Source organism: Mesorhizobium sp. (assembly GCF_017306585.1).
GTDB lineage: Bacteria > Pseudomonadota > Alphaproteobacteria > Rhizobiales > Rhizobiaceae > Mesorhizobium.
The window spans coordinates 1-13099 of record NZ_JAFKIC010000184.1; the positions used below are offsets into that span (position 1 = coordinate 1).

Here is a 13099-nt window from a genome sequence, read left to right on the forward strand (position 1 = left end):
GCCTTCATCAGGCCGATATTGCCTTCCTGGATCAGATCCAGGAACTGCAGGCCGCGATTGGTGTATTTCTTGGCGATGGAGATGACGAGGCGCAGATTGGCCTCGACCATTTCCTTCTTGGCGATCGCTGCCTCGCGCTCGCCCTTCTGCACCTGGTTGACGATCTTGCGGAATTCCAGGATCGAGATCGCGGTTTCGGTCGCCAGATGCTGGATCTCGGCGCGCAGGTCCTTGATCGCATCCTTCTCGTTCTTGGTGAATTCCTTCCAGCCACGCGAGGTCAGGTTGGCGATCGAGCGCGTCCAGTTGGGGTCGAGCTCGGAGCCCTGATATTCCTTCAGGAACTCCTCGCGGCGCACGCCGTAGCTTTCGGCCAGCCGCAACAGCTTGCCCTCGTTCTGCACCAGACGCTTGTTGATGTCGTAGAGCTGCTCGACCAGCGCCTCGATGCGCGCCGTGTTGAGCGACAGCGACTTCACCGCCTTGATCAGCTGGTCCTTCAGTTCCTTCAGGCGGCGGTCCTGGCTCGGCGACAGCGTACCGGCGGCGGCGAGACGGTTCTCGACCTGCTGGTCCTGCAGCTTGCGAAGCTTCTTGTAGGTGTCGGCGATGACGTCGAGCGTCTCCATCACCTGAGGGCGGAGTTCCGCTTCCATCGCCGCCAGCGACAGGCTCGCTTCGTCCTCGTCGTCCTCGTCATCCTCCAGTCCGCGCGTGTCGGCGCCGACATTGGTGATGTCGTCTTCCTCGTCGCGCTGGGCGCCACGCCGGGGCTTTTCCTCGGGCTTGGGCGCTTCCTCGACGCGTTCGACCACGGGCGCCTGCTTGGCCTCGGGGCCGGCATAGGTGGCTTCGAGGTCGATGATTTCGCGCAGCAGGATCTTGGATTCGTTGAGCTCGTCGCGCCAGATGATGATAGCCTGGAAGGTCAGCGGGCTTTCGCACAGGCCCGCGATCATCGTCTCGCGGCCGGCCTCGATACGCTTGGCGATGGCGATTTCGCCTTCGCGCGACAGAAGCTCGACCGAGCCCATTTCGCGCAGATACATGCGCACCGGATCGTCGGTGCGGTCGGTCGGCTCTTTCTTGGTGGTTGTGGCGGCAACGGCGGTGCCGGTCTGCTCGGCCAGCTCGTTGGCGTCTTCCTCGGCGTCCGCCGCGGTGTCGCCAGCTTCGGCTTCCTCGCCCTGCTCGTCGTCCTCGACGACGTTGATGCCCATGTCGGACAGCATCGCCATCGTGTCCTCGATCTGTTCGGAGGTCACTTCCTCGGAGGGCAGCACCGAATTCAGCTCGTCCATCGTGACATAGCCGCGCTTCTTGGCGGCCTTGATCATCTTCTTGACAGCATCATCGGAAAGGTCGAGCAGAGGGCCATCGGTGGCGCCTTCGCGTTCGGTCTCGACCTCTTCCTTTTCCTTAGTCGCCATAGTTTTTATCTTCTCCTAGCGGCCGGGCATCGGGCCGCGTAAGCTCTCGGACCACTCAAATCGGGTAGGCTCGTTTAAAAACGCGCTTCACCGGGCCACCAACTTCACCATTCTGTTTGGTGCATGCCGTTGCCCCAAAACCGGTTTCCACTTCCGGGCGACCACTCTTGGGCGACATGCATTAAGTCCAGATTAACCCTGATATCTGTGGCAGGCTGCCTGCCTGTCCAGTGACCAGCACCTCGTATTGCAGCATTTCCCGTCGACGCGGGTGCGGGTTAACGTTTCGAATCGTCCTGATTCCGCCATTCTGTCGGAAGGTCAAGCGCCTCTGGCATGATTCGCATGAAAAAAGCGAATCAATTACCCGACTTAGCGCGCCCCGCTCCCTGGGGAAGCATCGCCACGCCTTCATTCCCGAACGTATCTGCACTAGGCTCGCCCGGCCCTGCCCGACGACACGCCGAATCCTTCGATCAGCGCTTCCGTCGCTTGTACATCCTGAAATTGCGCCTGGATTTCGATCAGATGGCGGAAGTTCTCGTCCGAAGGATCCGCATCCATCGCCGCTTCCGCCGCTTTCAGTTCCTTATGTAATGTGCGCGCGCTGCGCTGCAAGTGCAGCGCCTGGTTGAGCGCATCGCGGGCATCCTCGAGCGCTGCCGTCTCCAGCGCCGGCCACTGCCGCGCCCGCTTGATCAGGTCGACGGCCCGGCCCCAGATCTCGCCGCAGCCGGCGCGCTCCACCGTCGCCACCACGGCATGGCGGTCATCGGCCGTGTCGTGCGCCATCGCATCGAGAATGGCGCTGTGCAGGCGCCTCAGGTCCGAATTGGCGAGGTCGAGAAACTCGACATGGGCAAAATTCTCGTCGATCAGCGCCGGATGGTTGATGAGCGCCACGATGATCGTCGCCTCGCGCACCGACATCGCCTCACCGCGCTTGACCATCGCCGACTGGCCAAGGCTTTCGGTGATCGCGATGCGGCCGCCGCCGCCCTTGGCGAACTGTCCGCCTGGTGCCTTGGGTTGGCCTGGCCGTCCGTCCTTGCGTCCGCCCTGCTGACCTTGCGGCCCGCCGCGCGAGGAACCGAAGAAGCTCAGCACCCGCTCGCGCATTTCCTGCTGATAGTGATAGCGCAGGCTTTCGTCGCGGATGCGGCTGGTCAGCTCACGCAACGTCTTTTCGAGCTCGGCCCGCCGCTCCGGCGTGTCGAAGACACCGCCCGAGGTCTCGCGCATCCACAAGAGGTCAACCAGCGGCCGCGCCTCGGAGAGCACCGCGCGGAACGCCTCCGGCCCCTCGGCCTTGACCAGGTCGTCGGGGTCCTTGCCTTCCGGCAGCAACGCGAAACGCGCCGAGCGCCCGGCCTGCACCGACGGCAGCGCCAAGTCGGCGGCCCGCCAGGCCGCCTTCAGGCCGGCCTTGTCTCCGTCGAAGCACAGCATCGGCTCCGGCGCCATGCGCCACAACAGTTCGAGCTGGTTTTCGGTGAGCGCGGTGCCGAGCGGTGCCACGGCATTCTCGAAGCCGGCCTGCGCCAGCGCGATCACGTCCATATAGCCTTCGACGGCAATGACTGTGCCACCCTTGGCCAATGCCTTGCGGGCGCGGGCGAAGTTGTAGAGCACATTGCCTTTGTGGAAGAGCTCGGTGTCGGGCGAATTCATGTATTTGGCGAGCGCGTCCGGCGCCAGCGCGCGGCCGCCGAAGGCGATGATCTTGCCGCGCGAATCGGGGATCGGGAACATGATGCGGTCGCGGAACCAGTCATAGGAGACGGGAATGTCGTCGCCGTGCCGCACCAGCCCGCAGGCCTCGATGTCGGCCTTGGGCACGCCCCTGGCCGCGAGATGCTCCTTCAACGCGTTGCGGCTGTCGGGCGCGAACCCCAGCCGGAACGACTGTTGTGTCGCCGGCGTCAGCCCGCGATCCCTGAGATAGGCGCGGGCCTTGGCCCCCTCGGGGCCCTGCAGGCGCTCCTGGAAAAAGGCGGTCGCCATTTCCATGACGTCGGTCAGGCTGGCGCGCTCCTTCTCGCGCCGTTCCTCCTGCGCGTCACGGACCGGCATCGGCACGCCGGCCATGTCGGCGATCTTCTCGACCGCCTCGGGAAAGCTCAGCCCTTCGAGTTCGGTCAGGAACTTGAAATGATCGCCCGAGACCGAGCAGCCGAAACAGTGGTAGCGGCCCTTCTTGTCCTCGCAGTGGAAGGACGGGCTTTTCTCGCCATGGAACGGGCAGCACGCCCAATAGTCGCCGCGCGAGGTATTGGTCTTCTTGCGATCCCACGCAACGCGCTGGCCGATCACTTGTGAAATCGGCACGCGGTCGCGTATCTCGTCGAGGAAGGCGGGCGGAAAGCGCATGGGGAAACTCGTTTCCCCACCATATAATCACGCCGGTGATGGACGACGACCCCTAATGCGGGCCATGCCCGGTTTCCACAGGGCAACGTCGCCGAAATCCTGTTGGTCAATCGAACTGGAGCCGCAATATCGGCCGTTCCACCGTTGGCGATGGTACCCGTGAGAACCCCAACCGCTCGAACGTCGAGACGAAGCCGGTGCTGGAGGAGCTTGGCGACTGGGTTGCGTCGATGGGATACGCCTCGACGGCGGGAGCACCGTTCCGCCTGGCGAATTCGATGGCCGCCTCGATCAATTGCGAGGCTATTCCCTGTTTGCGGTACCCCTTCCGAATATAGAAGCAAGAGAGGGACCACACGGGAAGATCATCGACGCGCTTGAGCCGCCAGGTCTGGTCGATCCACGGCAAGGCGCTTCGCGGCGTGATCTGGCACCATCCGACCGCGATGCCGCCGGCGAGAGCCAGAAGGCCCGGAGGAGGACCGCGCTCGACCAGCGCTTTCAGTTCAGCCTTGTTCTGGCTCGGAGCCTGGCTGCGGTACCTGCTGCCGATACGCCAGTACATGCACCAGCAGCCGGATTTCCCGCCTGCTTCGCCGAAAAGGTCTTCAATGGCCGGCCATAACGCCGATGTAAGCGGTTGGACGGCGACCTCCAGGTCAGGCATCTCGCCTCGCTGATGATCAATTGCCGATATCGCCGACCGTAACAGATTTTTTGCGTAAGATGCCGCCTGATCCGGTTGATGGCAGCGGCTCCTGACAATCCAGGAGAAAAGCCGAAAGGCGGCCGTCGGGCCGCCTTTCACAAGTCAGGCATCATGCCTGGGATTTACTGCGCGGCAAGCGCGCCGAAGATGACGCCCGAGAGAATGCCGACCAGCACATAGTCGTTGCCGACGCGGATCCATTCCTGGCCGCGGCCGGGACGATGCAAGCCATAACGGCCATAGTCGCGGATCGGCTGGTGGCGCTTCCAGTTCGCGTATTTCTGGCCGTTGCGCCAATGATTGCGCTTCACCACCACCTTCTTCTTCACAACGACGCGCTTGTCGACATGCCTGCCGGGCTTCTGCCAGTCGACCTTCGAATAATTCGACTGCGGCGCGACCGGAGAATTCATCGGCGCGGCCTGGCCGGTGAGCGAGCTGGCGGCCAGCATCGAGAAAGCGAGGCCGGAGAGAATGATGCGTTTCATGAGGAAGTCTCCTTGGTTGTCGATGCCGCAGGAGTAGCGGCCGGCGGATGAACTGAAACTGAATGCCACCATTACAATTATGTAATGGAATCCGCCGGTTATTTCCGAAATTTGAACATCCTCGCAAGCGCCAGTGTCGCGGTGCGCCACAAGCCCCGCCCAGCTGCGGCGCCGCTGTGCAACCATTTGGCGGCCAGTCCATTTTCCGACAAGCGCTGTCGCCATGCGACGGCCCTTGAAATCGACAAAATTTTATTATCCGGCTAAAATATTCCGGCTATATCTGACGGTTGCTATGACCATGATTCGTATCCCCGTTTTCGTCCCCAATCCACGCGCCTTCCGCGACGCCCGGCCTGCCGGCGGGCAGGCGCCGAAATGAGCGGCTCCGTCGTCCTCCTGCACCTGGCGGGCGCCGTCGCGCTGATGCTGTTTGCGACGCGCATGGTGAAGACCGGCGTCGAGCGCGCCTATGGCGATGTGCTGCGCCATCGCCTGCGCGCCACCATGCGCAATCCGATCATGGCGGTGCTGGCGGGCACCGGGCTCGCCATCGCCCTGCAGAGCTCCACCGCCGTCACCCTCCTGGTCGGCTCCTTCGCCGGTTCCGGCATCGTCTCGGGCGCCGCCGGCCAGCTCGCAGTGCGCGGCGCCGAGATCGGCTCCGCGCTGGTGGTCAAGCTGCTGACCTTCGACCTCACGCTTCTGGTGCCGCTCTGCCTGATAACAGGCACGGTAATGTTCATGGCCACCGAGCGGCGCGACTGGCGCCAGACCGGCCGCATCCTGGTCGGCATCGGCCTTCTGATCCTCTCGCTGGAAATGATCGGCCAGGCTTCGGAGCCGCTGCGCAACAGCCAGCTCATGCCGGTCATCATCAATTACTTCTCCGGCGATTCCATCACTGCCTATCTCCTGGCGGCGCTGGTCACCTGGCTGTTCCAGTCGAGCATCGCGGCGGTGCTTCTTATGGCGACGCTGGCCGGACGCGGCCTGATCAGCCCGGAACTCGGCGTCGTCCTCATCCTCGGCGTCAATCTCGGCTCCTCGATCATCGCGCCGATGCTGACGCGCTCAGCCAGTCCCGAGGTCCGGGTCGTGCCGATCGGCAACCTCTTGATGCGCGGCCTCGGCTCGCTGGTGATGCTGGTCCTGTTCATGGTCTTCAAGCCGCATGTCGGCTTCCTCGGCGCCACGGCGGCGAGCCAGATCGTCAATGCCCACATCCTGTTCAACGTGATCATCCTGCTCGCCGGCCTGCCGCTGGCCGGTTTCGTCTACCGCGCTTCCGAAAAGATCGTGACGCTCGGCGCCAAGCCGGTGCCGGCGGCCTCGCTGGACGTCGTCGAACTGTCCGCGCTCAACGAGAGCGCGCTGGATGTGCCGAGCCAGGCGCTGGCCAACGCCACGCGCGAAGTGGTGCGGGTGTGCGAGACGGTCGAGATCATGCTGAAGCGCATCATCGAACTCTACGAGAATGCCGATAGCGACAAGATCAAGGCACTGGCGGCGCTGGACGATCGCGTCGACCGCAGGCACGCGGCGATAAAACTCTATCTCGCCAAGGTCACCAAGAACCCGCTCACCGAGGACGAGGCGCTGCGCTGCCAGGAGCTGATCGGCGCCTGCGTCAAGCTGGAGCAGGTCGGCGACATCATCGTGCGCAACATGCTGGTGCATGTGAAGAAGAAGCTCGAGCACGGCCTGGAATTCACGCCCGAGGGCTGGCGCGAACTGTGCGCCTTCCATGCATCCGTGCTGGCCAATGCGAGGCTTGCCTTCAACGTCCTGGTGTCACGCGATCCCGAAACCGCGCGCCAGCTGGTGCTGGAAAAGGACCAGCTGCGCGACCGTGAGAAGGAAGCCAGCGCCAGCCATTTCCTGCGGCTGCGCGACGGCACCGCCAGGAGCGTCGAGACCAGTTCCATCCACCTCGACACGATCCGCGACCTCAAGCAGATCAATTCGCTGCTGGCCTCGATGGCCTATCCGGTCCTGGAAGAGCGCGGACTGCTCGGCGGCTCGCGGCTGAAGGCAAGCTGACAAGGGTTGAATTTGCCGCGCGCCGATCGATCTGGAAACACGGTTTTGTCATCCCGGCAAAAACGGCAAAATTAGTCTTTGCCCATCGAGATATCCGTCGGCTAAGCATCAGCCTCCACCGGGAGGAAAATCGATGGACACCCATTCGCGCAGTTTCGCCAAGGCGCTTTCCTGGCGTGTCACCGGCACCATCGACACGATGATCATCTCGCTGGTGGTGACCGGAAGCGTCAAGCTCGCTGCCGCCATCGGCGTGACCGAGGTCTTCACCAAGTCGCTGCTCTATTATTTCCATGAGAGGGCGTGGCTGAAGATTCCCTTCGGCCGCAAGACGGTTGCCTAGGCCGCCGCTCAAGAAAACCTAAAGGCGCGACAAAAAATTCTGGATTGCCTGCCACGGCTTTCCATGATCTGAGCCCTGCATTTCGAGGGTTTCCTTTCATGTCGCTGCCGCTCATTGCCCTGTTCTTCGCCGCATTCGCCTTTGGCACCACCGAATTCGTCATCGCCGGCGTGCTGCCTCAGGTGGCGCAGGGACTTGGCGTTTCGGTGCCATCCGCCGGCTATCTCGTCACCGGCTATGCCTGCGGCATCGCCATTGGCGGGCCGCTGCTGGCGCTCGCCACCAAGAGCTTGTCGCGCAAGACCTTGCTGCTCGGCCTTGCCGTCGCCTTCACCATCGGCCAGGCGGCCTGCGCGCTGGCGCCGGACTTCACCTCGATGCTGTTGCTGCGCATTGCTGTCGCCGTGGCGCATGGCGCCTATTTCGGCGTCGCCATGGTGGTCGCGGTCGGCCTGGTGCGCGAGGACCAGCGCGGCATGGCGGTCGCCGTCATCCTGTCGGGCCTCACCGTCTCCAATGTCATCGGCGTGCCGGCGGGCACCGCGATCGGCAACATCTGGGGCTGGCGCGCCACATTCTGGGTGATGTGCGCGCTGGGCGTCGCGGCAACGCTTGCCATGGCGGCCCTGTTGCCCCGCACGACAGGGCATCAGACAAAGTCGGCGAGCTTTGCCAGCGAGGTTCGCGCGCTGGCGCGCCAGCAGGTCTGGACCTCGCTGATCCTCATGCTGATGCTGATGCTCGGCCAGTTCTGCCTGTTCACCTACATCACGCCGACCTTGCTCGAAGTGACCGGGCTCGATGAAAACCTGGTGCCCTGGGTGCTGCTGCTCAACGGCGTCGGCGCCACGCTTGGCGTGTTCCTCGGCGGCAAGCTGTCCGACTGGAAGCTGATGCCGTCGCTGATCACCATGCTTGCCCTGCAAGCGGTGACGCTGGCCGTCATCTACGCCGTCAGCCCCTACCCCCTGCCGATGGTCGTCGCGATCATCATCTGGGGCGGCCTGAATTTCGCCATCGGCACGCCGATCCAGACCCGCATCCTGTCCTGGACGGCGGATGCTTCCGGCCTTGCCGCCTCGCTCATTCCATCCGGGTTCAACATCGGCATCGCGCTCGCGGCATCGCTGGGCGCCGCCCTGCTCACCGCCGGTTACGGCTATCGCAGCCTGCCGCTGGTCGGCGCCTTCGCCATGCTGGTCGCCCTCATCGTCGCGGTCGCCTCCTATGTCTGGGAGCGCCGCGTCGACGCCCGGCCGCCGCTGCCGGCGGCGGCCGAATAGCCTCAGCCGCGCCAGCGCAGCAGGCGCATGGCGTTGGCGGTCACCAGCACGGTGGCGCCGGTGTCGGCCAGGATCGCCGGCCACAGGCCGGTGATGCCGGCAATGGTGGTGACCAGGAAGACCGCCTTCAGCCCCAGCGCCACGGTGATGTTCTGGCCGATATTGGCCATCACCGCCCGCGATAACCGCACCATGCGCGCGACATCGCCAACGCGGCCATGCAGGATCGCCGCGTCCGCCGTCTCCAGCGCCACATCGGTCCCGCCGCCCATGGCGATGCCGATATCGGCGGCGGCGAGCGCCGGCGCATCGTTGATGCCGTCGCCGACCTTGGCCACCTTCAGCCCTTCGCGCTGCAGCTCGCCGACGATGCGCTGCTTGTCCTGCGGCAGCAGCTCTGCCCGCGCCTCGATGCCGAGCGAGGCGGCGATGGCCTCGGCGGTGCGCCTGTTGTCGCCGGTCAGCATCACCGCGCGGATGCCCTCGCCTTTCAGCGCCGCGATGCCGGCCGCCGCATCCGGCCTCGGCTCGTCGCGCATGGCGATGAGCCCGGCCACGACGCCATCGGCGACCAGCACCGACACGGTCTTGCCCTGGCCATTGAGGCTGTCGATGGCCAGGCGCTGGGCCTGCGTCATGACGGCCCGCTCGGCCGCCGCCGGGCCTGAGCCCAGGAAGACGGCCACGCCGCCGACGCTGCCTTCGACGCCCTTGCCCGAAATCGCCTTGGCCGCCAGCGCCGGCGCAACCGTTGCCTTGTCGGCCTTGGCCCGGTCGAGGATGGCCACTGCCAGCGGATGGCTGGAGCCCTGCTCGAGCGCCGCCGCCAACGCCAGGACGCTGGATTCGTCGCGGCCATAAGTGACGATGTCGGTCACCACGGGCTTGCCCGCGGTCAGCGTACCGGTCTTGTCGAAGGCCACCGCCGTGATGCGGCGAAAGCCTTCCAGCACCGCGCCGCCCTTCATCAAGAGGCCGCGCCGCGCGCCGGTCGCCAGACCCGCGGCAATGGCGGCCGGCGTCGAGATGACCAGCGCGCAGGGGCAGCCGATCAGCAGGATCGCCAGGCCCTTGTAGATCCATTCGTTCCAGTCGCCGCCGGCCAGCAGCGGCGGCAGCACCGCCACCAGCGCGCCGACTGCCAGCACGCCGGGCGTATAGTAGCGCGAGAAACGGTCGATGAAGCGCTCGGTCGGCGCCTTGGCTTCCTCCGCCTCCTCCACCAGCCGCACGACGCGGGCGATGGTGTTGTCGGAAGCCGCGGCCGTTACCCGCACCTTCAGCACGCCATCGCTGTTGATGGTGCCGGCAAAGACAGGCTCGCCGACGGTTTTGCGCCTGGGCGTGCTCTCGCCGGTCACCGGCGCCTCGTCGATGTCGCTCGATCCCTCTGTTATCTCGCCATCGGCCGGGATGCGGTCGCCCGGCCGCACCACGATGACGTCGCCGACGGCAAGCTGTTCGGCCGGCACTTCCGAGGTGCCGCCCGCACGCTCGACAAGGGCTGTCTTCGGCACCAGATCGGCCAGGCCCTGGATGCTCGCCCGCGCACGGCCGGCCGCCACGCCTTCCAGCAATTCGCCGATCAGGAACAGCACCACCACGGCGGCCGCTTCCTCCGTGGCGTTGATCATCACCGCGCCGACCGCCGCGATGGTCATCAGCATCTCGATCGAGAACGGCGTGCCGGCCAGTGCCGCCATCAGCGCGCGCCGCGCGATAGGCACAAGACCCACAAGCAGCGCCGCCAGGAAGACCCAGCGCTCGGCCACCGGAAACAGATGGCCGATGCCGTAGGCGGCGCCAAGCGCCGCCGCGCAAGCCAGCGTCAGCGCCGCGCGGCGGGTCCGCCACCACGCCTGGCCCGGCTCGGCATGACTGTGGAGATGAGAGGACGCCTCGGGCTGCTGCCTGGCGCTTTTTGCGCTGCCGTGATCATGGCCGGCGTGGTCGTGACCTTCATGGTCATGTCCTTCGTGGTCGTGCTCGCCATGGTCGTGACCCTCATGATCGTGGCCTTCATGATCATGATCCGCATGATCCTGCGCCCTCGCCGCCGTGGCGTGCCCGTCGCCCCTCGCCTGCGCCTTGACGATGCCGTAGCCCAGCCGCGCCACCTGCTTCAGCACCTTGTCGTCGTCGAGCGAACCGCCATGGCTGACGGTCATCGAGGCGCCGGTCACCGAGACCGAGACGTCGTCGACCCCGTCGAGACGGCGCACCGCCGTGTCGATCTTGGACGCGCAGGAAGCGCAGTCCATGCCGCCAATCTTGAACCGTGTCTGCCGCAGCGCCGTCGTCATCGCATCACCTGTCTTTTTCGCCCGCGCGGCGCACCGCCGCATGGGTCTTGAACCTTGATGCCATCAGATGTAATTCCTCTAGTCACTAGAGCTTCAAGAGGGAAAATGCATGTTTTCGATCGGTGATCTCTCCCGCCGCACCGGGGTCAAGGTGCCGACCATCCGCTACTACGAGCAGATGGGCCTGGTCGCCGCACCCGAGCGTTCGGAAGGCAACCAGCGCCGCTATTCCAGGCAGGAACTGGAACGGCTGGCCTTCATCCGCCACGCCCGCGACCTCGGCTTCGCCGTCGAGGACATCCGAGCGCTGATCGACCTCAGCGGCCATCCCGAGCAGCCTTGCGGCCATGCCGACAAGATCGCGCAGGAGCAGTTGGTTTCGGTGCGCGAAAAGATCGCGCAATTGAAACGGCTGGAGACCGAGCTCGAACGCATCGCCACCTGCTGCGACGGCAAGACCGTCGGCGACTGCTATGTTATCCGCGCGCTGTCGGACCACGCGCTTTGCGCCGAAGAGCATGTCTGAGCGATGGCAAGGACTGCCGCCGATTTCGGCCTGACCTGCGGTACTTTGCCCAACGGCGCGTTTAATGCGATCACCGACGTGCCCGGCGTGCGCGTCGGCCACCGCACGCTGCGCCAAGGCGACATCAACACCGGCGTGACCGCGATCCTGCCGCATGGCGGCAATCTGTTCCGCGACAAGGTGACGGCCGCCGCCCATGTCATCAACGGCTTCGGCAAGACGGTCGGGCTGATGCAGGTGCAGGAACTCGGCACCATCGAAACGCCGGTCCTGCTCACCAACACGCTTTCGGTCGGCACCTGCGCCACCGCGCTCATCCGGGACGCCATCCGCCGCAATCCCGACATCGGCCGCACCACCGGAACCGTCAACCCGGTGGTCGGCGAATGCAATGACGCTCCGCTGAACGACATCCAGGCCCTGGCGGTGTCGGAGGACGATGCCCTTGCCGCGCTGGCCGACGCCCATGAGGGCCATGTCGAACAGGGCAATGTCGGCGCCGGCACCGGCATGAGCTGCTTCGGCTTCAAGGGCGGCATCGGCTCGGCATCCAGAAAGATCGCGCTCGGCGGCGACCGTCATCTCGGCGTTCTCGTGCTGTCGAATTTCGGCAGGCGCGGCGATCTGATACTGCCGGACGGGCGCCGGCCCGATCCGAGGCGGGCGGCGGAGCCCGAGCGCGGTTCGGTCCTGATCGTGCTCGCCACAGACGTGCCGTTGGAACACCGCCAGCTGGACAGGGTTGCGCGACGAGCCGGGGCCGGCATCGCCAGGCTCGGCTCCTTCTGGGGCAATGGCAGCGGCGACATCGTCATCGCCTTCAGCACCGGCAATCGCGTCGACCACGACGAGAGCCGCGATCTGGTGCCGCTGCTCGCACTCAACGAAGCGCGTATCGATGTGCTTTTCCGGGCAACAGTGGAGGCGACTCAGGAGGCGGTGCTGAACTCGATGCTATCCGCCGAAGCCTTTACCGGCAGGGGCGGTACGCATCGCGCCTCGCTCGCCGACTGGCTCCGCGACCAAAGCTGGTAGGCTACAGGTCGATCCGGAAGCGCAGGCTCTCCGCGCCGCCATAGGCCGCTTCCTTGAGGAAATTCCCGATCAGCCTGCCGCCATTGGCCAGGATGACCTTTTGCGAGGCGGGATTGCCTGGGTCGGCGGTGAGCTCGACATAGGCGAGCCCGACCGCCCTCGCCTCGCCAAGCATCAGCCTCAGGGCCTCGGTCGCATAGCCGCGCCGCCGCTTCCACGGCACGACGGCATAGCCGATATGGCCAAGCACATGCGGCGGCAGTTCCGCCGTGCCCTTCTGCCAGCGAAAGCCGATCGAGCCCGAGGCCTCGCCGTCCCAGATCCAGCGGCGGAACCCCGGCAGGCGCGGAACGCTGGTGCCGTCGGGCAAGGTGATCGGGCGACCCCTGGCCTCGGGATCGTCGAGGCTGGCCAGGAAAGCCAGCGGATCCTTCTCGATCGCGGCAAGCTCCTCGCGCGTCGCCACCTCCAGCCGCACATTGTCAGGCGACCAGCCGCGCTCGAGCGCCGCCTTGTAGGACGGCAGGTGTTCCAGCGCGGCTTTGACGATCTCGACCATGATGCCTGCT

General features: G+C 65.3%; 11 protein-coding genes. 5 read left to right on the forward strand and 6 right to left on the reverse strand.

All coding sequences use genetic code 11. The annotated features are described in order from the left end of the window. The 4 genes from J0I79_RS22175 to J0I79_RS22190 form a co-directional block, all read right to left on the reverse strand. Window positions 1–1430, reverse strand: a 1430-nt coding sequence (locus tag J0I79_RS22175) for an RNA polymerase sigma factor region1.1 domain-containing protein (protein ID WP_292863979.1), incomplete at its 3' end; no start/stop codon positions are given. A 432-nt stretch (window positions 1431–1862) separates the two neighbouring features. Beyond that, window positions 1863–3800, reverse strand: a complete 1938-nt coding sequence (gene dnaG, locus J0I79_RS22180) for a DNA primase (RefSeq protein WP_292863982.1) — start codon at window positions 3798–3800, stop codon at window positions 1863–1865. 106 nt (window positions 3801–3906) lie between these two features. Continuing rightward, a complete protein-coding gene (locus J0I79_RS22185) occupies window positions 3907–4608 on the reverse strand; it encodes a GNAT family N-acetyltransferase (RefSeq protein ID WP_292863986.1) in 702 nt (233 codons plus the stop codon). Between the two features lie 23 nt (window positions 4609–4631). Continuing rightward, window positions 4632–4997: an RcnB family protein gene (locus J0I79_RS22190; RefSeq protein ID WP_292863989.1), complete on the reverse strand. Its 366-nt coding sequence runs from the start codon at window positions 4995–4997 to the stop codon at window positions 4632–4634. A gap of 378 nt (window positions 4998–5375) precedes the next feature. On the opposite strand from J0I79_RS22190, the gene J0I79_RS22195 reads away from it, so the two are divergent. From J0I79_RS22195 to J0I79_RS22205, 3 genes are all read left to right on the forward strand, one after another. Beyond that, a complete protein-coding gene (locus J0I79_RS22195) occupies window positions 5376–7040 on the forward strand; it encodes a Na/Pi cotransporter family protein (RefSeq protein ID WP_292863991.1) in 1665 nt (554 codons plus the stop codon). A 133-nt stretch (window positions 7041–7173) separates the two neighbouring features. Then, window positions 7174–7383 (forward strand): DUF2061 domain-containing protein, encoded by a 210-nt coding sequence (locus J0I79_RS22200; protein WP_292863994.1) that lies wholly within the window; start codon window positions 7174–7176, stop codon window positions 7381–7383. A 98-nt stretch (window positions 7384–7481) separates the two neighbouring features. Then, window positions 7482–8666 (forward strand): MFS transporter, encoded by a 1185-nt coding sequence (locus J0I79_RS22205; protein ID WP_292863997.1) that lies wholly within the window; start codon window positions 7482–7484, stop codon window positions 8664–8666. A gap of 2 nt (window positions 8667–8668) precedes the next feature. Here J0I79_RS22205 and J0I79_RS22210 read toward each other — a convergent pair whose 3' ends face one another. Next, window positions 8669–10969, reverse strand: a complete 2301-nt coding sequence (locus J0I79_RS22210) for a heavy metal translocating P-type ATPase (RefSeq protein WP_292864000.1) — start codon at window positions 10967–10969, stop codon at window positions 8669–8671. Between the two features lie 109 nt (window positions 10970–11078). Here J0I79_RS22210 and J0I79_RS22215 point away from each other — a divergent pair, with 109 nt between their 5' ends. Beyond that, window positions 11079–11495 (forward strand): helix-turn-helix domain-containing protein, encoded by a 417-nt coding sequence (locus J0I79_RS22215; RefSeq protein WP_292864004.1) that lies wholly within the window; start codon window positions 11079–11081, stop codon window positions 11493–11495. Window positions 11496–11498: 3 nt separating this feature from the next. Further along, complete coding sequence (locus J0I79_RS22220) at window positions 11499–12530, forward strand: P1 family peptidase (RefSeq protein WP_292864007.1); 1032 nt, start codon at window positions 11499–11501, stop codon at window positions 12528–12530. Between the two features lies 1 nt (window position 12531). Here the strand turns inward: J0I79_RS22220 and J0I79_RS22225 are convergent, their stop codons facing one another. Beyond that, window positions 12532–13089 (reverse strand): GNAT family N-acetyltransferase, encoded by a 558-nt coding sequence (locus tag J0I79_RS22225; protein ID WP_292864010.1) that lies wholly within the window; start codon window positions 13087–13089, stop codon window positions 12532–12534. Between the last annotated feature and the right edge of the window lie 10 nt (window positions 13090–13099).